The organism is Streptomyces sp. NBC_01689 (genome assembly GCF_036250675.1).
Classification (GTDB): domain Bacteria; phylum Actinomycetota; class Actinomycetes; order Streptomycetales; family Streptomycetaceae; genus Streptomyces.
In genome coordinates this window covers 1,648,868-1,670,965 of the sequence record NZ_CP109592.1, presented here as the reverse complement: position 1 = coordinate 1,670,965, position 22,098 = coordinate 1,648,868, and the positions used below count along the sequence as shown (strand labels likewise).

The following is a 22,098-nucleotide window of genomic DNA, read 5'->3' as shown; positions in this document are numbered from 1 at the left end:
CGGCGCCCTGAGGCGAGAGGCCTCGCACGGTGCGGATGAGGCCGGAATACGGGCGTCCCCGCCGTGACCTCCGGCGCGTGGTGCCGGTGGGGCCATCTGGCCGCATCATGGAGGGAAGTCATTTGCCCGTATTTGTATCTCGGGCGCGGGAGGTCACGATGCACACCCCTGACCGCTACCGGTTGAGCTTCACCCACCAGGAATCGGGCGTCGGCGTCATCACGGACGAGGTGGTCGTCGAACGCACCGCCACCCTCGGGCCGGGCGGAAACCCGGTGTACTCCGATCCCACGGGCATACTCCGCGCCGAGATCAGCTCGGCGGGCGAGGTGCGGATGCTCGCCAGCGGCGGCTACCAGTCGCCGGTGTCACCCACCGCCGAACCGCTTTCCTGAGTCGAGTTCCCGGGCCGCCCCGCCCCGTCCCCGACGGGCGCGGGGCGTGTGGTGTGCCCCGGCACGCGGTGCCCCGGCCCCGATCCGGCCCGGGACGCAGGTGAGGGAACGGCGGGCGGGCGTGGGGTGAAGGGGTAGGGGGACGACGGACGGCAGGAGCCGGGGGGCGGGGGAGGCCCGCGGACGTCTATTTCGCGTCGTGGCAGCTCACGCTGAAGTGCGCCCCGTCGGGGTCACTGAGGATCGCCTCCGTGGAGCCGGCCCCCTGCTGGTGGGCCGTGCCCCCGTGGGCACGCGCGGCGCGGGCGCAGGCCTCCACGTCGTCGACCGTGAAGTGGACCCGCCAGTGCGGTCTGATCGTGGGGTCGGGGGCGGCCCCGACCGCCCCCGAGTGGATACGCGCCACGACGTCGCCCTGGCTGCGCAGCACGACCTCGTTGTCCTCGTAGTCGACCTGGCAGGAGGCGGGATCGGCGGAGGCCCACTGCAGGACCTCCGCGTAGAAGATGGCGGCGTCGAAGGCGTCACGGGTGTGCAGGCGTACGAAGACCGGCGCCGCCCGGCGCCAGGCCTCCCAGCCGGCCACCAGCCGGCCCTCCCAGATACCGAAGACCGCGCCGTCCCGGTCGGCCAGCAGCGCGGCCCGCCCCGGGGGGAAGGAGATGGGACCCACCGCCGTCGTGCCGCCGCGCTCCTGGCTGCGTGCCACGGTCTCGTCGGCCGAGGACACGGCGAAGTAGGCGGTCCAGGTGGCCATCTTCGGCCCGATCCCGGACATCCCCGACACTCCGGCGACCGGCACCCCGTTGACGCGTGCGAACCGGTACTGGTCGCCCAGGGTGCCGGAATGCCATTCCCAGCCCAGGACGGCGTGGTAGAAATCCTCGGTGGCGCGCAGATTGTGTGTGGTCAGACTGACCCAGCACGGCGCGCCGAACACCGTGTGGCTGGAGACGACCCCACGGTCGAGTGTCCTGTCGCTCATCATCGCCGCACCGTCCTGACATCACTGGCCGGCTGCGGTCGGGCAACGGGTGCCCGTGGGGATGTCCGCGGCCTGCAGCTCGCCTCCGGTATCCGCACAGCCGACAGGGGCCCTCCGGTCCGGAAGGCCTCCGGCGGCATCAGTTCACTCGCGGATCCGCTGTCCCATCAGTAACAGCATCCCCCGGCTCGGCGTCCGGCGCACTCCAACGAGGTCACAAGCGGGCATAAAGAAACGTAAACGGACTTATCCGCGCGGTCGCTCGAAGGTCAGGAGAAGCCCCTCGACGGCGCCCGGACCTATCCGGCCCTTGACGTCCGCGGACGTGATCGCCTTGAGCGCCCAGCCGTCCTCGGCGTGCTTGTTCAGCACCTTCTCCAGCTTGTCGCTGTCCAGCGCGTCGCCGATGAGCGACTCGCGGAAGGTGACGACCTTGTATTCGTACGTGTAGGCGCTGCTCATGGTGGCGAGGTTCTCCTGCGGATCGAAGGGCGGGGATCGCACGGTGTGGATCTCGAAGACGTGGATCCCGGGTGGGGCGGTGTCCACCCAATCACCCTTCGCCGCCGTGGCACAGGGGCGAACCCGCCGGTGGGGATACCTTTGTTGAAGCTTCATGAAGGACCGGTCCACTGAAGGACCCGTCCGGGGGTTCGGGGGAGGACCGGCCGTGCGGAGGGGACTCATGGACGTGACACGGAGCTACGGACGCGGGGGCGACGGCGCGGAGGACGCGGGCTGCGGGAACGAGGACGCCGGGGACGGAGTCCGAAGGGCCGGGGACGCCGGGGACGGGAGCCACCGGGCCGAGGACGCCGGGGACGCGGGCCACCGCGAGGAGGTCGCGGCCGGCAGGGCCGGGGCGGGGGAGGACGACGGCTTCGCCGGTCTGCGGACGCGCGAGTTCGGCTACCTCGACGAAGGCGGCCACACCTATCTCGACCACACGGGCGCGGGGCTTCCGCCGAGGTCGCTCGTCACCGCGAGCGCGGCGCGCATCACCGGCGGGGTGTTCGGCAACCCGCACTCCGAGAGCCCGGCCTCCCGCGCCTCGGGGCAGCTGCTGGCCGAGGCCCGCCGGGCCGTCCTCGCGCACTTCGGCGCCGATCCCGCCGAGTACGCCGTGATCTTCACGCCCAACGCGACGGGTGCCCTCCGTCTGGTCGGAGAGGCCTACCCGTTCCGGCGCGGCGGCAGGCTCGTCATGTCGCTCGACAACCACAACTCGGTGAACGGACTGCGCGAGTACGCGCGGGCGGGCGGCGCCGCGACCGCCTACGTACCGGTGAGCGGACCCGGTCTGCGCATCGACGAGGAGGAGCTGCGGCAGGCGCTCTCGGGCCGGCGCCGACGGCCAGGTCCGGCGCGCGGGCGGCGCGCGCCGGGGGCACGCGGGCTGCTGGCCTACCCGGCGCAGAGCAACTTCACCGGGGTCCGGCATCCGCTCGAATGGATAGCGCGGGCCCAGGAACACGGCTACGACGTCCTGCTCGACGCCGCCGCGTTCGTCCCGGCCAGCCCCCTCGACCTCGGCCGGTTCCACCCGGACTTCACCGTCGTCAGCTGGTACAAGGTCTTCGGCCATCCCACCGGCATCGGCAGTCTCATAGCCCGCCGCGCGGCCCTCGCCAAGCTGCGCCGCCCCTGGTTCTCCGGCGGCACCATCTACGCGGTCAGCGCCCAGGCCCAGTGGCACGTCCTCGCGGAGGACGAGGCGGCCTTCGAGGACGGCACGGTGAACTTCCTGTCCATCCCGGACGTCACCGCGGGCCTCCGCTGGATCGGCGGCCTCGGCATGGACCGGGTGCGGGCCCACGTCGCCGGCCTCACCGGGCGGCTGCTCGACGGGCTGCGCGCGGCACGCCACAGCGACGGCTCCCCGATGGTCAGGATCTACGGTCCCGAACAGGCCGGGGCAGCCCGCGGCGGCACCGTCGCGCTGAACCTGCTCGGAGCCGACGGCCGGATCGTCGACGAGCGGATCGTCATCCGTGACAGCGCCGACCACGGCATCTCCCTGCGCACCGGATGCTTCTGCAACCCCGGCGCCGGCGAAGCGGCGTTCTCCCTCCCGCCGCGCCTGCTGCGCTCGGCGGCACGCCGCAAGGTCGGTTCGCTGGAGGAGTACCTGGAACTGCTGCGACTGCCGTCGGCGGGCGCCGTGCGGGTCTCGCTGGGCATCTCGTCACAGCCCAGGGACATCGACACGTTCCTGGCGTTCGTGACCCGGACCTACCGCGACCGCGTCCCCGGCGCCGGGGGCCTGGCGGCCCGGGCGGGCTGCTGAGCGAGGACCCGGGACCGGGGAGCCGGCCGCGCGGGAGAAACCGGACCGACCCCGCAGGGGCCCAGGGCCCGGGGCCGGTCGTGCCCTCGGTGACGGCGGGCGGAGGGTCATGTCACCGTCCCGCGCGGCTGCGCACCGCACCCTCCCGGCACTTGCGGACCAGAACCGCCCATGTCACCGCCAGGAACACCGCCGTGAACCCGGCCAGGACGAGCCAGCCCCGACCCGCGGGACGACCGAACGAGTCCCCGTACGAATCCAGCAGGGGCCGGCCCAGCGGCGAGGCGCCCGCGCGCCACAGCGACTCCAGGCCGACCCCGCTGCCCAGCGCCTCGAACGCCCACCGGTTCGTCATCGCCCAGCTGATCGCCTCCCCGGCACCCGTCATCCGCGGTACCGGCACGAACGCCCCCGAGAACAGCACCTGCGGGAAACAGAGCAGCGGCAGCATCAGGGTCGCCTGTGCCGGTTCCGCCACCGCGGCCGAGGCGAGCAGTCCCAGCGCGAGTGCGGCGGCCGAGGCCAGCACGCTCGACACGAACAGGGACCCGTACGCGGGCCACCCGGCGGCGGGCAGCCGGTCCAGCGCGCGCAGCACCACCAGCAGCAGGGCGTCCGCGACCGCGAGCACCGGCAATGTAGTGGCCAGCTTCGACGCGAGATACGGCCCGATCCGCAGACCGGCGAGCCACTCGCGGCGCACCACCGGCAGCTCGGCGCAGATCTGGAGCAGTCCGTATGTCAGCCCGAAGAAGAACGCGCCGAAGGCGATCCAGAACATGATCATCGCGCTCGACCCCGGATCGGGCGCCGCGGGATCGAACGCGCCCGGGCGGAACAGCACCGCGAACATCGCCACGATCATCAGCGGCGAACCGGCCAGGACCGCGACCGAGAGACGGTTGCGCACCAGCAGCGCGACACCGCGGCGGGTGAGCAGCGACCACTGCCGCACGGCGCCGATCCGCCGCGTGTGCGGGGGAGACGGCGCGGCCCCGGTCCGTCCGGCGGCGGGCGGAACGGGCGCCCCGGCGTCCTCCGGCCCCCTCCGCGCCCCGGCCGCCACCGCCTCGTAGACCTCCTCGACCGTGCCGACCCCGAACGCGCCGCACAGCGCCCCCGGTTCACCGGTGTACGCGACCTCGCCGCCGGGCGAGAGGAACACCACCTGGTCACCGCGGAGCAGATCGGCGAGGGTGTGGGTGGTGAGGACGACGGTGGTGCCCTCCTCGGCCAGCGCGCGCAGGGTCCGCAGCAGAGCGGCCCCGGTCACCGGGTCGAGCCCGGAGGTGGGCTCGTCGAGGAACAGCATCCGTGGCCGGGTGAGCAACTCGGCCGCGACACAGGCCCGTTTGCGCTCCCCGCCGCTGAGCGCGCGCACGGGCGTCGCGGCCCGCGGGGACAGCCCGAGCGTCTCCAGGACCCGGTCCACGCGCGCGGCGACCGACCCGGCGGGGGTGTCCGCGGGCATCCGCAGTCCCGCCGCGTACACCAGCGTCCGGCGCAGCGGCAGTTCCCGGTGGAGGATGTCCTCCTGCGGTACGAACCCGAACTCCGTTCCGGGCGGCCCCGGTTCGGCTCCGTCGTGCAGGACCGATCCCTCCGTCGGGGTGCGCAGTCCGGCCAGGGTCTGGAGCAGGACCGTCTTGCCCGCGCCGCTGCTGCCCGCGATCACGGTGAGCCGTCCGGGGGCGAGGTCGAGGGAGACGCCGGCGAGGACCCGGCCCGCCCCGCGGACCCGCTGACTCACCGAACGCGCCTGTACGTGTGTGCCGTTGAGCGGGGGTGCGGGGGCTTCGGCGGACGAGCGCGGCTGCATGGGCGTCGACATGGGTGCAGCATGCCAGGGCCGGCCGCGCCCATGGGCCGGGCCGATCGGGCGCCGGGAATCCCCGCGGGGGACAGGTCCGGTCGACGGACCTCAGGAGGCCGACGTCCCGGTACCCCAGCACCCGGCCCGGTCGGCGGGGTCGGCCACTGGCCGCACCGGACACCGCTCGGGCGCCCCGGCCCACCCACCCACCGCGTGGTCGGTCGCCGCGGTGGCCGTGTCCGGGCCGGGCATCGGCCGGGGGAGCCGTACGGTGGGGCACCGTAGAGCTGGAAGACCGTGACGGCCGACCCCCGGGTGACGCGATGTGTTGGAGTGCGACGGCCGACCTGGCGGCCGGTGCCGCTGTCGCCGCTGTCGGCGTGGCCTGTGTGACGCGTGCGCGGCGGCCCGGGGACCTGCCGCTGGCCGTGCTGCCGCTGCTGCTGGGAGCCCACCAGATCGTGGAGTCCCTGGTCTGGCGCTCCGGCGGGGGCACCGGCCCCGCCACCGTCGCCTGGGCCGCCATCGCCCTTCCGCTGCTGCCCCTGTGGGTGTCGGCCGGTGTGCTGTGCGCGGCTCCCCGGCACGCCCGCCGCGTCCTCGCCGTTCCCCTCGTGGTCGGCGTGGCCACCGCCGCCGCCCTCGCCCACGCACTCGTGACCCGCCCGGTGCGGGCCGAGATCCGCGGCCGCACCCTCGGCTACGTGGTCGATCTGGCCCACCCGGGGCTGCTGATCGCCGGCTATCTGCTGGCCACCGTCGGCGCGCTGCTGCTCTCCGCCGACCGTGTGCTGCGGCTGCTCGGGGTGCTCGTCGCCGCGGGCGCGCTGGTCTGCTGGGCGCTGTGGGAGCTGGAGTTCGTGTCGACCTGGTGCGCGTTCGCGGCGGTCTGCTCCGTGGTGCTGTACGGGTGGGTGCGGCGGCGCCCGTCGGCCGCCGGGGAGCGGAGGACCTGATCCCCTTCCGGCACCGCGACGGCGCCGGACGCCGCCGCGCGTCCCCTTCCGTGGCGCCGGCGCCACGCGTCGTTTTCCGTTTCCGTCCGCGGCGGACACGCGAACCGCCGTGCCCCGGACGGGGACACGGCGGCGGTGCGGTGCGTGGGGTGTCAGCCGGCGGGCCGCCGGAGCACGGCGACGCCCCTCGGGGGGAGGACGACGGTGCCGTCGTCGTCCGCCCGGCCGACCAGCGGCTCCCCCGTGATCCCGGGGAGCGCCACCGTCTCGTCGGTCCGGTTGACCAGGAAGAGATAGCGGCTGCCGCCACCGCGGCGCACGATCAGCTCGACGCTCCCGCGCGCCGCGTCCGGCAGTTCACTGCCGACCCCGGCGGGCAGCAGCAGCTCCGGGAGCAGGCCGGTGAGCCCCCCGGCGCCGAGCCGGGTGGACACGTACGCGGCCGAACCCTGGCCCACCGTGCGGCGGGTGACCGCGGGCCGGTCGGCGTACGTGCCGCTGCGGTAGTGGGCCAGCACCTCCACCGAGGGGTCGGTGACGGTGATCCGGTCGGTCCAGACCGAACCGGTCGCCCCGTCGGCCACGCCCTTCACGCCGACGTCGACGGTGTCCGTGCCGAGCAGCGGGCCGAACTCCTCGATGCGGATGCCGAGCAGGTCACGCAGGGCGCCCGGGTAGCCGCCGAGCCAGATGTGGTCGTTCTCGTCGACGACGCCGGAGAAGTACGTCGTGACCAGATGGCCGCCGTTCTCCACGTACCGGGTGAGTTCCTTGGCCAGCGGGGCCGGGACCACGTGCAGCACCGGCGCGATCAGGACCTGGTACCGGTCCAGTTCGGTGTGCGGGGTGACGACGTCGGCGCGGACACCTAGGGCGAGGAGCGCCGAGTACCAGTTCAGCGCCTCCTGCCGGTAGTCGAGCAGGGAGCTCGGGTGGGAGTCCTGCTCGCTCGCCCACCAGGAGTCCCAGTCGAAGACGATGCCGACCCGGGCCGGCTCGCGCTCGGTCCCGGCGACCGGGGCCAGCGCCTCCAGGGTCTGCCCGAGACCGGCCACGGCACGGAAGACCTCGCTGTCCGCGCCGGCGTGCGGGACCATCGCCGAGTGGTACTTCTCCGCGCCGGCCGCCGACTGGCGCCACTGGAAGAAGCACACCGCGTCCGCGCCGTGCGCCACGTGGACCAGCGAGTCGCGGGCGAGGTCGCCCGGCCGCTTGGCCACGTTGACGGGCTGCCAGTTGACGGCGCTGGTGGAGTGCTCCATGAGGAACCACGGCCGGCCGCCCGCGATCCCGCTGACGAGGTTGGCGGAGAAGGACAGTTCGTCCCGGTCCTGCGGTCCCGGCACCACGTAGTGGTCGTTGGAGACGAAGTCGATCTCGGCCGCCCAGTCCGTGTAGTTCATGCCCTTCGTCCCGCCCATCACCATGAAGTTGGTGGTGACCGGCACCGCGGGGGTCAGCTCGCGCAGCACGTCCCGCTCCGCGCGCAGGTACCCCTTGAGCGCGTCGGACGAGAAGCGCTTGAAGTCCAGCTGCTGGGTGGGGTTCGGGTGGGAGGCGGCCAGCCGCGGCGGCAGGATCTGCTCCCAGTCGCTGTACCGCTGCGACCAGAACGCGGTGCCCCAGGCGTGGTTGAGGGCGTCGAGCGTCGTGTAGCGCACGCGCAGCCAGTCGCGGAAGGAACGGGCGGCGTCGTCGGAGTAGTCGTAGACGTTGTGGCAGCCCAGCTCGTTGGAGACGTGCCAGGCCACCAGCGCCGGGTGGTCCGCGTACCGTTCGGCCATCGTCCGCACCAGGCGCAGCGCGTGCTCGCGGAACACGGGCGAGGTGGGACGCCAGTGCTGCCGCGCCCCGGGCCACAGCGTCTCGCCGGAGGCGGTCACCGGGAGGATCTCCGGGTGCGCCGTGGTGAGCCAGGGCGGCGGGGACGCGGTGGCGGTGGCCAGGTCGACGCCGATGCCGCCCGCGTGCAGCAGGTCCATGACCTCGTCGAGCCAGGCGAAGTCCCACTCGTTCTCGGCCGGCTGGATGCGCGCCCAGGAGAAGATGCCGACGGAGACGATGTTGACGCCGGCCTCGCGCATCAGCCGGATGTCCTCCTCCCACACCTCGCGCGGCCACTGCTCCGGGTTGTAGTCGGCGCCGTAGGCGAGCCGGGGAGCGGGGTCACCGTCCGGCCCGTGCCGCAACGGGGACAGGAGGGTGGAGATCATGGCGGTCCTTCCGATGTGCTGCACGGGGTGGCGCATGGTGCGTGGTGGGTACCGGGGGCTGCCGCCGAGCGTCCGCTTCTCGGCGGCAGCCCCCGTGTGCTTACTTCTCGACGGTGAAGCCCTGCTCGTTGCCGTACTTGATCGAGGCGTCCTGCCAGGACTTCAGGCCCGCGGCCAGCTTGGTGCCGGAGATGTAGGCCTTGCCGACGGTGTCGTTGAAGATCGAGTTGGCGTACTGCTGGAAGGGCAGGTACGACCAGTCGCTGCCGACGTTCGCGGCGGACTCGGCGAAGATCTTGTTGGCCTGCTGGCCACCGAAGTAGTCGAACTTGATGTTCTGGAAGTCGGCGGACTGGAGTTCGGCCTTGGTCGCCGGGAACGCGCCCTCCTTGATGCGGCTCTGCACGCCGGCACCGGAGTCGGCGTACTCCACGAACGCGTAGGCGAGTTCCTTGTTCTTGCCCAGCGCGGGCAGGGCGAGGGAGCTGCCGCCGTTCTCCGCGGTCGTCTTGTCGCCCTCGGTCCACTGCGGCATCGGGGCCGCGCGCCAGTCACCTGAGGCGTTCGGCACTCCGGAGACGAAGTTGGCGGGCATCCAGGCGCCGGTCGTCAGGGTGGCGATGGTGCCGTCGCCGAGGCCCTTGTACCAGTCGTCGGTCCAGCCGTTGATGGGCGCGAGAAGCTTCTCGTCGATGAGCTTCTGCCAGGTGTCCGTGTACTTCTTGGCGCCCGCGTCCTCGAAGTTGACCGCCACCTTGGTGCCGTCGACCTTGTAGGGGCGCGAACCGGCCTGCCACAGCATGCTGGTGGTGAAGCCCGCGTCGCCGGCGTCGTTGGCGATGTACGCCTTGGGGTCGGCCTTGTGCAGCTTGCGGGCCGCGTCGACGTACTCGTCCCAGGTGGTCGGGACGGCGATCTTGTACTTGTCGAAGACCTTCTTGTTGTAGAACATCGCCATCGGGCCGGAGTCCATCGGCAGGCCGTAGACCTTGTCACCGTCGCTCACGGCGTTCCAGGGGCCCGGGGTGTACTTGGCGGCGAGCTTGCCGGCGCCGTACGGGGCCAGGTCGCTGAGGCCCTTGGTGAGGGAGTACTGGCTCAGCGCGAAGTACTCGACCTGGGCGACGTCGGGGACGCCCTTGCCGGCCGCGATCGCGTTCGACAGGGCGGTGTAGTGCTTGTCGCCGGACCGGTCGCCGACCAGGTTGATCTTGACCTTGGGGTACTTCTTCTCGAAGTCGGCGACGACCGTCTTCAGCGTGGGCTCCCAGGCCCAGACCGTGACCGACCCGCCCTTCTTGAGGGCCGCCTGGATGTCCGTGGCGGAGACCGCCTTCTGACCGGAGCTGCTGTCGTCGGAGCCGCCGCAGGCGGTCGCCCCCAGGGCGAGGACGGAGAGGACGGTGAAGCCGCGCAGCAGGCGGCCGGTGGTTCTACGCATGGAGGTGCTTCCACTTCTTCGTGGGCGGGACTTCTTCATGGGTGGGACACGGGGAGAAGGAAGGAGGCCGGGCCACGGGGGTCCGGCCCCGGGTCATTCCTTGACGCTTCCGGCGGCGAGGCCCGACTGCCAGTACTTCTGCAGCAGCAGGAACGCGGCGATCAGCGGCACGATGGTGAGCAGCGAACCGGTGATCACCAGATTGAAGATCACGTCGCCGCCGATGGTCTGGGCCTGGGAGTTCCACGCGTCCAGACCGAGGGTCAGCGGATACCACTTCGGATCCTTGAGCATGATCAACGGCAGGAAGTAGTTGTTCCAGGTCGCGACGGTGGTGAACAGCAGGACGGTCACCGTGCCGGGGGCGAGCAGGGGCAGGGCCACCTGGAAGAAGGTGCGGATCTCGCCCGCTCCGTCGATGCGGGCGGCCTCCAGCAGTTCGGTGGGGATGGCCTCACTGGCGAAGACCCACATCAGATACAGACCGAAGGGCGACACGAGCGAGGGGATGATCACCGCCCAGGGCGTGTCGGTCAGCCCCATCTTGCTGAACATCAGGAAGGTCGGGACCGCGAGGGCCGTGCCGGGGACGGCCACGGCGCCGATGACCACGGCGAAGACGGCGCGTTTCCCCGGGAACCGGAACTTCGCCAGCGCGTAGCCGCCGAGGATCGCGAGGAGGGTGGCACCGCCGGCCCCCAGCACCACGTACAGCAGGGTGTTCAGCAACCACCGGACGAAGATGCCGTCGTGGTACGTGAACGTGTCGTGGACGTTGCTCCAGAGGGCGAACTTGTGGCTGAACCACAGTCCGGACGAGTGGGCGAGCCCTTCCTGGGTCTTGGTGGCGCTGATGACGAGCCACAGCAGGGGGACCACCGTGTAGACCAGGATCAGGCCCGTGAGCACGGTCAGCAGGATGCTGCGTCTCGGGCGCCTGGACACCTGCTTGTTCTTGCGGGAGGAACGCAGTCGGGGCGTGGCGATCGCGCCCGGCCCGGCGGGGGTGGAGAGGGAGCCGTCCGTGACGGGGCCGCTCGTGCTGCTCATCGGGTCACGCTCCCTTGCGCATGCCGCGGAGCTGCACGACATAGGCGATGACCATGGTGATCAGCCCCATGATGATGGCGACCGCCGCGGAGTAGTTGTGCTGCTGTCCGTTGAAGGACAGTGAGTACGTATAGAAGTTCGGGGTGTAGTCCGTGGTGATCGCGTTGCGCGCGAGCGGGCGCAGGATGCTGGGCTCGTTGAACAGCTGGAAGCTGCCGATGATCGAGAAGATCGTCGCGATGACCAGGGCGCCGCGGATCGCGGGGAGTTTGATGGCCGTGATGACGCGGAGCTGCCCGGCGCCGTCGATCTCCGCCGCCTCGTACAGGGACTGCGGGATCACCCGCAGCGCGGAGTAGAAGATCAGCATGTTGTAGCCGACGAACTCCCAGGTGACGATGTTGCCGATCGACGCCAGGATCAGGTCGGAGGAGAGCGGGTCGGGAAGGGTGACGCCGAAGGCGCTGTTGATGTCGCCCACCAGTCCGAACCGCGTGCCGTACATGAAGCCCCACATCAGGGTGGCGACCACGGCGGGCACCGCGTACGGCAGGAAGATCGAGATCCGGAAGAAGTCCCGGCCGTACAGGCGGCCGCTGTCCAGGGCGAGTGCCACGAACAGCGCGATGCCGAGCATGATCGGCACCTGGATCACCAGGAACAGGGAGACGCGGGTCAGGGAGTCCCAGAACTGCTGGTCCTGGAGCGCCTGTCGGTAGTTGTCGAGGCCGACGAACGACGTCCCGCCGATGAGCTTGTCGCGGAAGAGGCTGAGATAGATCGAATACGCGATCGGAGCCAGGAAGACGAAGGCGAAGACCACCGCGAAGGGGCCGATGAACCCCCAGCCTGTCCAGGAGCGGCGGTCCCGTTTCCCCGGAGGCCTGTCCGGGCGCCGGGTCACGGCCGCGGAGGGTTGAAGCGTCGTCATGTCGTTCCTCGCTCGTCCATCTCGGAACCGGCGTCTCACGCCGTCGCGATGTTTGCGTAAACATCAGCCGCGGGAAGGGGCTTGGCCTGTTATGTTTACGTAAACATCTGATGGCGGCATGTCTACACTGCGCCAATGTCGGTGGTCAAGAGTCGCCGGAGGAAACGGTTACTCGCGGAGCAGGGGAGACCGGTGGGCACTGCGGACAGCGGGGCGACGGACCTGGATCGGGCCCGTACGCGCACGGGAAAACGGGCGGGGCGTCGTACGCAGGGAGCGTCCATGGCGGACGTCGCGCGACTGGCCGGCGTCTCCTCGCAGACGGTGTCCCGGGTGTCCAACGGCTACGACGGTGTCAACGAGGAGACCCGGCAGCAGGTGCTGGCGGCCATGAAGGAGCTGGGGTACCGGCCCAACAGCGCGGCCCGGGCCCTGAAGCGCGGTGAGTTCCGCACCATCGGCGTCATCACCTTCAACCTCTCCACCACGGGCAACATGCGCACCCTGGAGGCGATCGCCACCTCCGCGGCGCAGGACGGTTACGCCGTCACGCTCCTGCCCGTCGCCGTCCCGACCCAGGACGAGGTGCGGGGCGCCTTCTCCCGGCTGGGTGAGCTGGCCGTCGACGCCGTCATCGCCATCATGGAGGTGCACCTGCTCGACGCGGCGACCATCTCCCTCCCTCCCCATGTGCAGGTCGTGGTGGCCGACTCCGACGCCGGTGACCGCTACGCCGTGGTCGACACCGACCAGGCCGGGGGCGCCCGTGCCGCCGTACGGCATCTGCTGGACCTCGGCCATCGCACGGTCTGGCACCTGGCGGGGCCGGAGGAGTCGTTCGCGGCGCAGCGCCGCGCCGACGCCTGGAGCGCCGCGCTGGCGGAGGAGGGCCGCGTCGCGCCTCCCCTCGTACGGGGCGACTGGTCGGCGGAGTCCGGGTACCGCGCGGGGCTGAGCCTCGCGGACGAGCCGGAGTGCACGGCGGTGTTCGCCGCCAACGACCAGATGGCGCTCGGGCTGTTGCGGGCCCTGCACGAGCGGGGCCTGAGGATTCCCGAGGACGTCAGTGTCATCGGCTTCGACGACATCCCCGAGGCCGGGTCCTTCCTCCCGCCGCTGACCACGGTGCACCAGGACTTCGCCGAGGTGGGACGCCTCTGCGTCGAGGGTGTCCTGCGGCGGATGCATCTGGAGGGGACGGAGCACGGGACCACCCTCGTCCCGACCAAGCTCGTGGTGCGCGCCAGCACCGCGGCGCCGCGCGAGGGAGGACGGCACGACGGCGGACCGGGGGTGCCACTCGGCGTGAGGTGAGGGCCCGCGGGGATCCTGGCCGGTGGCCGGTGGCCGGTGGCCGGTGGCCGGTGGCCGGTGGCGGGTGGCCGGTGGCCGGTGACTGATGGCCGGTGGCGGGGCGGGGCGGGTCACTCCATCGGCTCAGCTGTGGATGCTCCGCCGGTGGGGGTGGAGTCGACTGGGTGGACCGCAGGGCCCTCCGTCGAAGGGGACAGATCGTGCCCATATCCGGTTCCACAGCGGGCCGTCGGCGCGGGGCCATGGTCATCGCGTCGGCGGTGTTCTGTGCCACGGGCCTCGTCGCGGCGGGCCCGGCTCCGGGCGGCGGGCCGTTCCCCCCGGCTCCCGTCCCGCGACTGGACTGGCAACCGTGCGCCGACGGACCGGAGTTCGACTGCGCGGTCGCCCGGGTACCGCTGGACCATCTCGACCCCGGTGGCCGGACCATCGAACTGGCCGTCGTCCGGCACCGGGCGACCGGTCCCGGACGACGCGCGGGCACCCTGTTCTTCAACCCCGGCGGTCCGGGCGGCCCGGGGACGGTGCAGATGCCGCAGAACTACGAGTCCTTCCCCCGCGAGGTGAGGGAGCGCTTCGACATCGTCAGCTGGGATCCCCGCGGCGTCGGGAACAGTACGGCGGTGAACTGCTTCGCGACCACGGCGGAGGCGGTCGCCTGGCGCACGAGCAAACCGGTCGGTCTCCCGGTGGGCGAGAAGCAGCGGCGGGACTGGATCGACGCGTTCGCGGATCTGGGCCGGCGCTGTGAGCTGCGGGACCCCGACCTCCTGCGTCATGTGTCGACCGCCGACACCGCCCGCGATCTCGACCAGCTCCGGCAGGCGGTGGGCGACCCGCAGCTGACCTACCTCGGCGTCTCCTACGGCACGTTCCTCGGCGCCACCTACGCCAATCTCTTCCCCGGCAAGGTCCGCGCCATGGTCCTCGACAGCAACGTCGACCCGCAGGCCTGGACGAACCACGCCTCCGACGCGGAGCCCCGACTGACGCCCTTCCTCCGCCTCGGCTCGGACCTCGGCGCCGCGGCGACCCTGGACCAGTTCCTCTCCCTGTGCGGGGCCGCCTCCACGGGCGGGTGCGCCTTCTCGGCGGGCGGGGCGCGGGCGACCCGGGACAAGTTCGACGAGCTGATGCGGCGCCTGCGGCAGCGGCCGGTGGGCGACTGGACGTACGGCCGGACGGTCGGTGACGTGGTGAGCGGCCTCTACGTCGTCCACCCGGGCTGGACGGACCTCGCGGGCAGGCTGCAGGACCTCTGGCAAGGACGCGTCCCGCCGCCCGCCGCCCCGTCGCCGGAGCCGCCGGTGCCCGTCCCCTACACGGGAGACGAACAGGCCGGCTCCATCCTGTGCTCCGAGAGTCCCACTCCGCGTGACCCCGGTGTGTACCACGCGCTGGAGGAGGCCGCAGCCCTGCGCGCGGGCGACTCCGGACGCTTCTGGGCCTGGGCGGCGGAGGCCTGTGCCACCTGGCCGGTCGTCGCCGCGAACCGCTACCGCGGGCCGTGGGACAGGCCGACGGCCCATCCGCTCCTGGTGGTCGGTACCACCTACGACCCGGCCACGCCCTACGCGGGCGCGCGGGCGATGGCGGCGGAGCTGGCCTCCGCCCGGCTCCTCACCGCTCAGGGGTACGGGCACACGGCGTTGCTCAATCCCAGCGCGTGCGTCGGACGGTACGAGAGCCGCTACCTGGTCGACGGTGCCCTCCCGCCCGCCGGAGCGACGTGCCGGCAGGACACCAGGCCCTTCCCCGCCCCCAAACCGCGGGGCGGCGTCGCCACCGGCGGCGGCGGAGAAGCGGCCTCCGTCTCCTGAACCGACACCGTCGACCGGCCCCGGACCCGCCTCACCCGGGCGCCTCGTCCCTGCTTCTCCGCCTGCCTGCTCGTCCGCCCTCCGAGGGCCCGCGCCGACCCCGCGAGCGGGACTCCGCGCGGCGGCGGCGACGGGACCGCGGGCACCCGCCGGGCACCCTCGCACCCGGATATCAGGAAGTTGTCAGCGTGTGGGAAGCGTCTCCCACCTGCACCGTTCCGATCCGCCGGCGCCTACCATCGGCCGGGTGTGCGCACATGTGCTGGTCGCGGAGGACGACGAGAAGCAGGCGGAGCTGATACGCCGCTCCCTGCTGCAGGAGGGACACACCGCGACCGTGGTCCACGACGGCGGGGCCGCTCTCGACGAGGTCCGGCGCCTCAGGCCGGACCTCGTGGTCCTGGACCTGATGCTCCCGGTGATCGACGGCTTCGGGGTGTGCCGGGTGCTGCGCAGGGACGGCGACATCCCGGTCCTCATGCTCACCGCCCGCTCCACCGAGGACGACGTCCTGCTCGGCCTGGAACTCGGCGCGGACGACTACATGACCAAGCCGTACAGCCCCCGTGAGCTGATGGCCCGGATCCGCACGGTCCTGCGGCGCAGCGGGCGTACGTCCACCGGGAAGGACCGCGTCGTACGCGCCGCGGGCATCGCCGTGGATCCGGTACGGCACGAGGTGTACTGCGACGGCTCGCGCGTGGAGTGCACGCCGGGCGAGTACGAGATCCTGCGCGCCATGACCGCCGAGCCCGAACGGGTCTTCTCCCGGAGGCAGTTGCTGGACCGCACCCGCGGCAGCGACCGGGCCTCCACCGAGCGGGCCATCGACGTGCACATCATGAACCTGCGCCGGAAGATCGAACCGGATCCGCGCCGGCCCGTACGGCTGCTGACGGTGTTCGGCGTCGGGTACAAGCTCAGCGGTGACCGGGGATGAGGTCCGGCATACCGCTCCGCAAGAGCCTGCTCGTACGACTGATGATCACCTCGGTGCTGATCGCCCTGTGCTCGGTGGCGGCGACCGCGTGGCTCGCGGTGCAGACCACGACGCGCGCCATCCAGGAGGAGCAGGGGCAGGCGCTCGCCGACGACACGGAGATCCTCCGGCAGCTCAGCGGGTACGCGGCGACGCACCCCGACTGGTCCGGGGTCGGGCCCACGGTGCGCGCCCTGTCAGAGCGGACGGGACGGCGCGTCGCGCTGACCGCGCCGGACCGCACACCCGTCGCCGACTCCGCGGCCCGTGGCACCGCCCTGCCGCCCGGGGCCGCGGCCACCGTCGACCCCCTGCACACCGACACCTACACCGAACCCGGGGCACAGCTCAGCGGCATCGACCCCCGCGCGGTCGGTCCCTACCGCCTGCCCTCGCCGGAACGGGCGCGGCTGAGCGTCCTGGCGGCGGAACGCCAGAAGTGCTTCCGGCGCAACGGCATCGAGACCACCGTCGTGAAGACGCCGAGCGGCCGGCCCGTCCTGATCGACGGGAACGGCGTGGACGGCAACGCGAACGTGCCGAACGAGTGCGCCGACGGACTGCTCAACACCCCCACGCGCACCGAGCAGAAGGCGCTGGACGACCTGACGAGGATCGCCCGGCCGTGCCTGGACCGGGAGCGCGTCGGCCCCAGCGGGTTCGTCGACTTCGGTGTCACCGGCCGGATGATGCTGCCGGGCTTCGCCCTCGGCAAGGCGGCGCCCGGCGGCCAGGACGCGGCGCGCGAGCGCAAGGGCAACGAGTGCGTCACCGAGGCACGCCGCGAACAGCTCGACCCCACGGTCGCCCCGGTCGCCGAGCTGTTCCTCGGCACGGGCGACACGGCCGTACCCCACTTCGACATGTCACCCGCCAACAAGGCCAAGGTCGTCGCCGTCGCAGGTCTCGTCCTCGCTCTCACCGTGGCCGTGACCGCGCTGGTCGCCACCCGGCTCGTCCGTCCGCTGCGCGCGCTCACCCAGGCCGCCCAGCAACCGCCCGAGGCGCACGTACGGGTACCGGTCACCACCCGGGACGAGACGGGCATCCTGGCCATGGCGTTCAACGAGCTGACCGAGCGCCGCGAACGGCTGGAGGCCCAGCGCAAGGCGATGGTCAGCGACATCGCCCACGAGCTGCGCACCCCGCTGACCAACATCCGGGGCTGGCTGGAGGTGACCCGGGACGGCATCGTCGCCCCCGACCCCGAGCTGCTCGCGTCCCTGCACGAGGAGGCGATGCTCCTCCAGCGGGTCATCGACGACCTCCAGGATCTCGCGGCGGCCGACGCGGGCGCCCTCACCCTGCACGCGGAGGCGGTCCGCGCCGACGAGCTCGTCGAGCAGGTGGCGGCCGTCCACCGGGTGGGCGCCGAGGCGGCGGGTATCGCTCTGCGGACGGCGGTGGACGGGACACCGTGGTTCGACGCCGATCCGGTGCGGATGCGGCAGGCGCTCGGGAATCTGGTGTCCAACGCGGTCCGCCACACCCCGCGGGGCGGCACGGTCACCCTTTCGGCCCGACGGGTGGATTCCGAGGTGGTCCTCGACGTGTCCGACACCGGCAGCGGCATCGCGCCGGAGGACCTGTCCAGCGTCTTCGACCGTTTCTGGCGGGCGGAGAAGTCACGCAGCCGGCGCACGGGCGGCAGCGGACTCGGCCTGTCCATCGTCCGTCAGCTCGTCGTGGCGCACGGGGGTACCGTCACCGTGGCGAGCGAGCTCGGGACGGGCTCGGTGTTCACCCTGCGGCTCCCCGGAGGCGTCCCGCCGACCGGCGCGGAGAACGACCGCTGACCGTCCGTGGGGCGTGCGGGACCGCGCCCGGCGGCCGTCCGGGAGCCGTGTCGCGGCGGCCACCGACCGTGCGGGGGACCGCGCGGGACCACGACCGCTGACCTCCGCAGAGTGGTGCCGCGGGTACCAGGATCCGCGTTCCCTCGCACAGCGGTGATCTGGCTGCCCCGGCTCCCTGGGAGCACTGTGGTCCCATGAACACCACCAGGATGTCGGGGGCCGGAGTCCGGGTCACGCCCCTGAGGTCGCTCGTGGGACGCACGTACGTCCCACGCGACGGACGCGCGGGACACGGCGCCCGGAGCACGGGCCCGAACACCGGAACCGGCGGCGGAGGCGGAAACACCGGCGGGAGTACCGGCACCGTGGGGAACGGCACCGGCGGTACGGGTGCCGGAGGGATCAGCATCGGAAGGACGGGCGCCGGAGGGACCGGCACCGGGAACACGGGCGCCGACCGCGTCGACGCCGGCGACATGGGCGCCGGCATCGCGGGGACAGGCGTCGTGAGCGGCGGTGCCGAAGGTACCGGGGCCGGAAGACGGAGACAGAGGGTCGGCGGCTCGACGGGCGGTGCAGGCGATGTGACCATCGACGGGAGCCGTCCGTGCCGGTGAGATCCGGGACGCCGCCGGGCGGTCGGCCTCGGCCGCGGGACTGAGGACCTGGCCGGGCGCCGGCGCCTCCAGGCGGCGGCGTGCGGTCGGCGGACCGGTGCCGGCCCGGCCGGACGCCTCCCGGCAGGACGGTACGACACAACCGGGTCGAGAGGGGTGAGCACGGTGACGGCTGCCGAGGACCGCGTCGCGGAGACGGACCGGGGCCGGGTCGAGGGGGCCGCGCGAGGTGAGGTGATCTCCTTCCGGGGCATCCCCTACGCCGCCTCGCCGGTCGGTGACCTGCGGTTCGCCCCGCCCCGGCCGCACCCGGGATGGACCGGGACGCGGGAGGCGGTTCACGCCGGGGTCGCGGTCCCCCAGGCGGCGTCCCGGCTGGAGCGGGTGATGGGGCGCCGTGTGCCGGACTGGCGGGAGGACGGCAGTCTGACCGTCAACGTCCACACTCCGTCGGCAGCCTTCGGGAACGGCGCGTCCCGGCCGGTCCTGGTGTGGTGGCACGGAGGCGGCTTCACCAGTGGCTCCGGCGGATGGGACTGGTACGACGGGAGCGGACTGGCCGCACTCGGAGACATCGTGGTGGTGACCGCGAACTACCGCGTGGGTCCGCTCGGTTACCTGTACCTGCCGGAGATCGGCGCCGCCAACCTCGGAGGCCGGGACCAGGCCGCCGTGCTGCGCTGGGTGCGGGACAACATCGCCTCCTTCGGAGGTGATCCGCGCGTGGTGACGGTCGGCGGGCAGTCCGCCGGGGCGTACTCGGCACTGTCGCTGGCGCTCGATCCGCGGACGTCGGAACTCGTGACCGGGCTGCTGCTGCAGAGCGGCCCCTTCGGCCTGACGCCTCAGGACCCGCAGGACGCGGCCGAGCACGCCGAGGCCTACCTGCGGCTGCTCGGTGTGCCGGACGGCGCGGACGTCGCGAAGGCGTTGCGCGCGCTGCCCGTCGAGCGGCTGCTGTCCGCCTACGGCCGGCTCGCCGGCCACCTCTCGGTGCCGGGCGACGCCGCCCCTCCGATGTATCCGGTGCTCGGGGGTCCAGGCGTACCGCGCGGCTTCCAGCGGGCGATCGAGGACGGCGCGCTGGAGGGCAAGGCCGTGCTGATCGGCACCACCCGGGACGAGGCCACGGCCTTCACCGCCTTCGACCCCCGGATCCAGAACCTCACCTCCGCCGGCGTGCTGGACCTCCTGACCGCCCGGTTCGGCGAACAGGCCCACGACATCCACCGGCGCTACGCCGTCAGGCTCCCGGGGGCCACTCCGGCGCAGCTCTTCACCGCGGTGCAGACCGACCGGCTGTTCCGCGACGACTCGCTGCGGATCGCCGACCACCACGCGGCCGGAGGCGACGCGACCTACGTCTACCGGTTCGACCGCCGGCCGGCCGGGGACGAGTTCGCCCTGGGCGCCACGCACTGCGCCGAACTGCCCTTCCTCTTCAACACCTTCGACGCTTACCCGGACAGCCCGATGCTGGGCACGACCGGCGACGCCGACCGGGCCCTGGGGGAGAGCTTCGCGACCGCGGTCGCCGCGTTCGTCACGACCGGCGCGGCGACCGACTGGCCGCCCTACGCACCCGCGACGGCCGCCCGTGTCCGGCACTTCGGCTGAATCCTGAGTTCCCCCGGCCCGGACCGGCCGGCGGGGTCCGGCTGGATCGGCGTACGTCAGCCGGGCGTTGCGCCGCTCCGCCGGGTCACCGGGCACGGCGCGGGATGTCGTAGGCGGGTGAGAGCCTGGGCCGGTGCTGACAGAGGGATTCGTGAACGCCCCCATCGTCGCGGGGGAGGAACTGCAGGGGTTGCCGGGGTTCTGGGCGGCTCATCTGATGTGGCTGAGCGAGACGGCGGAGTACGACCCTGTGCCGGAGTGGTTCGGTGTCGACGGGGCCGACGCCGACGCGGCCCTGGACGCGCTGACCGACGAGGACCGGTGGCCGCTCTTCCGTATCCCGTTCGGGGGCGGCCACACCGCGAACGTCCTCGGCGTCAACTTCCCCGACGACCCGGGAACGGAGTACTTCATCACCCACCCGGACTGGGGACGCCACGGGCGCCTGGCCGGCCTCGGCGGTCACCACGCGGGTCCGGGACTCTCCTGGCGGGAGCTCCACCACATCGCCCGCACGCCCGACCTCACCGCCCCCGGGATCCACGCCGAACACGCGCGCCTGCTCCTGCTGTTGCCGGTGCTCGGCGACCGGGACCTGCCCGAGGACGCCACGGACACGGTCGGGGACGCGCTGACGAGCACCGGTCTTCCGGCGGTGGAGGCACGTTCCCTCGCGGAGGCGCTCCTCGCGGACCACCCTCTCTGGGAGCCGGCCGAGTGGGAGCTCGCCTCAGCGTCTCCGCTCTCGGGCGGCCGGGAACCCTTCCAGGGAATCCTGCACTGCGACGAGCCCCTGAGCCCCCGGTTCGGCACTCACCTCGCCCGGGGCATCACCCGGGAGCAGAGCGACCGGCTGGCCCACGCGCTCGGCACCTGGCCCACCACCTGACGGCGCGGCGAAGGCCGCACGGCACCAACACCGGGCAGGAGGGCTTCCGGCGTACCGGCCGACACGCGTCGCGAGCGGGTTCTTCCAAGTCCCGCGGCATCAGGACGAGTTCGCTGCCAGCACCCGGAGGACCGGGGGCCGGGGGACGGGAGGACCGAAGAACCGGACGGTTTCCGCCGTCCGGGGCGCGGCTGCGGATCCGTGACCGGCTACTGTCGCGCAGCATGGTCGAACACGATGCTTTCAGTGCCACCCGCGAGGCCTATGACGCGGCGGCTTCCACGTACGCGCGGCTCTTCGGTGACAGCCTGCGGGACAGTCCCCTGGACCGCGGCATCCTCGGCGTCTTCGCCGAACTCGTCGGTGCGGACGGGGGCGGGCGGGTCGCCGACGTGGGCTGTGGGCCCGGGCATGTCACCGCTCATCTGGACGGACTGGGGCTGGCGGCGTTCGGTGTCGACGCCTCTCCCGCGATGATCGAGCTGGCTCGGCAGGCCTACCCGGGACTGCGCTTCGACGTCGGCGCGATGACCGCGCTGGACCTCGCGGACGGCACGTTGGACGGCGTCCTGTCCCGCTGGTCCGTCATCCACACGCCCCCGAGGGAACTCCCCGCCGTCCTCGCCGAGTTCCATCGCGTGCTGGCACCCGGCGGGCACCTGCTGGCGGGCTTCTCGGCGACCGACGGTCCGTCCCACCCGACGCAGGTCTTCGATCACGCGGTCGCGCCGGCCTATCGGTGGTGGCCCGACCATCTCGCCGCGCTGCTGCGCGAGTCGGGGCTGACCGAGGTGGCCCGCCTGGTGCGCGAGCCCCTGCCCACCGACCGACGGCAGTTCCAGGAGGTCCACCTGCTCGCCCGCAAGGTCTAGCGAGGGCCTGCGGGCAGGTGAAGCCGAGGGCGGTGAGGAAGGCGCGGTCCGGCCGCAGGCACTCGGCCACCGACGCGACCGCCTCCGTGAGGCCGCGTGCGGCGAGTTCGCCGTCGCCGGGGG

At 72.5% G+C, this 22,098-nt stretch carries 17 protein-coding genes; 10 read left to right on the top strand and 7 right to left on the bottom strand.

Annotated elements, in window-relative coordinates; genetic code table 11:
• Positions 1 to 158 precede the first annotated feature (158 nt).
• Entirely contained in the window at positions 159 to 395 is a 237-nt protein-coding gene (locus OG776_RS07150) for a DUF6296 family protein (protein WP_187285551.1), read from the top strand.
• A gap of 187 nt (positions 396 to 582) precedes the next feature.
• Here the strand turns inward: OG776_RS07150 and OG776_RS07145 are convergent, their stop codons facing one another.
• Both OG776_RS07145 and OG776_RS07140 read right to left on the bottom strand, forming a co-directional pair.
• Positions 583 to 1,383: a VOC family protein gene (locus tag OG776_RS07145; RefSeq protein ID WP_329319604.1), complete on the bottom strand. Its 801-nt coding sequence runs from the start codon at positions 1,381 to 1,383 to the stop codon at positions 583 to 585.
• Between the two features lie 243 nt (positions 1,384 to 1,626).
• Complete coding sequence (locus OG776_RS07140) at positions 1,627 to 1,929, bottom strand: DUF4177 domain-containing protein (RefSeq protein WP_261994912.1); 303 nt, start codon at positions 1,927 to 1,929, stop codon at positions 1,627 to 1,629.
• A 136-nt stretch (positions 1,930 to 2,065) separates the two neighbouring features.
• Here OG776_RS07140 and OG776_RS07135 point away from each other — a divergent pair, with 136 nt between their 5' ends.
• On the top strand, positions 2,066 to 3,667 hold the full coding sequence (locus tag OG776_RS07135) for an aminotransferase class V-fold PLP-dependent enzyme (protein ID WP_148012881.1): 1,602 nt from the start codon (positions 2,066 to 2,068) through the stop codon (positions 3,665 to 3,667).
• A gap of 112 nt (positions 3,668 to 3,779) precedes the next feature.
• On the opposite strand, the gene OG776_RS07130 is transcribed toward OG776_RS07135, so the two are convergent.
• Positions 3,780 to 5,486 (bottom strand): ATP-binding cassette domain-containing protein, encoded by a 1,707-nt coding sequence (locus OG776_RS07130; protein ID WP_443077354.1) that lies wholly within the window; start codon positions 5,484 to 5,486, stop codon positions 3,780 to 3,782.
• A gap of 317 nt (positions 5,487 to 5,803) precedes the next feature.
• Here OG776_RS07130 and OG776_RS07125 point away from each other — a divergent pair, with 317 nt between their 5' ends.
• The gene (locus OG776_RS07125) at positions 5,804 to 6,436 is read left to right on the top strand and encodes a DUF6629 family protein (protein WP_148011957.1); all 633 of its coding nucleotides are present in this window, start codon (positions 5,804 to 5,806) and stop codon (positions 6,434 to 6,436) included.
• 152 nt (positions 6,437 to 6,588) lie between these two features.
• On the opposite strand, the gene OG776_RS07120 is transcribed toward OG776_RS07125, so the two are convergent.
• The 4 genes from OG776_RS07120 to OG776_RS07105 form a co-directional block, all read right to left on the bottom strand.
• Entirely contained in the window at positions 6,589 to 8,649 is a 2,061-nt protein-coding gene (locus OG776_RS07120; protein ID WP_329319599.1) for a beta-galactosidase, read from the bottom strand.
• A 100-nt stretch (positions 8,650 to 8,749) separates the two neighbouring features.
• Entirely contained in the window at positions 8,750 to 10,090 is a 1,341-nt protein-coding gene (locus OG776_RS07115) for an ABC transporter substrate-binding protein (protein ID WP_329319596.1), read from the bottom strand.
• A 93-nt stretch (positions 10,091 to 10,183) separates the two neighbouring features.
• On the bottom strand, positions 10,184 to 11,140 hold the full coding sequence (locus OG776_RS07110) for a carbohydrate ABC transporter permease (protein ID WP_148011960.1): 957 nt from the start codon (positions 11,138 to 11,140) through the stop codon (positions 10,184 to 10,186).
• Between the two features lie 4 nt (positions 11,141 to 11,144).
• Positions 11,145 to 12,071 (bottom strand): carbohydrate ABC transporter permease, encoded by a 927-nt coding sequence (locus tag OG776_RS07105; RefSeq protein WP_148011961.1) that lies wholly within the window; start codon positions 12,069 to 12,071, stop codon positions 11,145 to 11,147.
• A gap of 282 nt (positions 12,072 to 12,353) precedes the next feature.
• On the opposite strand from OG776_RS07105, the gene OG776_RS07100 reads away from it, so the two are divergent.
• The 7 genes from OG776_RS07100 to OG776_RS07070 all read left to right on the top strand — a co-directional run bounded on the left by OG776_RS07100 (position 12,354) and on the right by OG776_RS07070 (position 21,975).
• The gene (locus tag OG776_RS07100; RefSeq protein ID WP_329319594.1) at positions 12,354 to 13,385 is read left to right on the top strand and encodes a LacI family DNA-binding transcriptional regulator; all 1,032 of its coding nucleotides are present in this window, start codon (positions 12,354 to 12,356) and stop codon (positions 13,383 to 13,385) included.
• A gap of 200 nt (positions 13,386 to 13,585) precedes the next feature.
• Entirely contained in the window at positions 13,586 to 15,205 is a 1,620-nt protein-coding gene (locus tag OG776_RS07095; RefSeq protein WP_261994812.1) for an alpha/beta hydrolase, read from the top strand.
• Between the two features lie 247 nt (positions 15,206 to 15,452).
• On the top strand, positions 15,453 to 16,145 hold the full coding sequence (locus OG776_RS07090; RefSeq protein ID WP_148011963.1) for a response regulator transcription factor: 693 nt from the start codon (positions 15,453 to 15,455) through the stop codon (positions 16,143 to 16,145).
• Complete coding sequence (locus OG776_RS07085; RefSeq protein ID WP_329319589.1) at positions 16,142 to 17,980, top strand: sensor histidine kinase; 1,839 nt, start codon at positions 16,142 to 16,144, stop codon at positions 17,978 to 17,980. The genes OG776_RS07090 and OG776_RS07085 overlap by 4 nt, the downstream gene beginning before the upstream one ends.
• 782 nt (positions 17,981 to 18,762) lie before the next feature.
• Positions 18,763 to 20,214 (top strand): carboxylesterase/lipase family protein, encoded by a 1,452-nt coding sequence (locus OG776_RS07080; protein ID WP_148011965.1) that lies wholly within the window; start codon positions 18,763 to 18,765, stop codon positions 20,212 to 20,214.
• 133 nt (positions 20,215 to 20,347) lie between these two features.
• Positions 20,348 to 21,103 (top strand): hypothetical protein, encoded by a 756-nt coding sequence (locus OG776_RS07075; protein ID WP_329319585.1) that lies wholly within the window; start codon positions 20,348 to 20,350, stop codon positions 21,101 to 21,103.
• Positions 21,104 to 21,327: 224 nt separating this feature from the next.
• Complete coding sequence (locus OG776_RS07070; RefSeq protein ID WP_148011967.1) at positions 21,328 to 21,975, top strand: class I SAM-dependent methyltransferase; 648 nt, start codon at positions 21,328 to 21,330, stop codon at positions 21,973 to 21,975.
• Positions 21,976 to 22,098 lie beyond the last annotated feature (123 nt).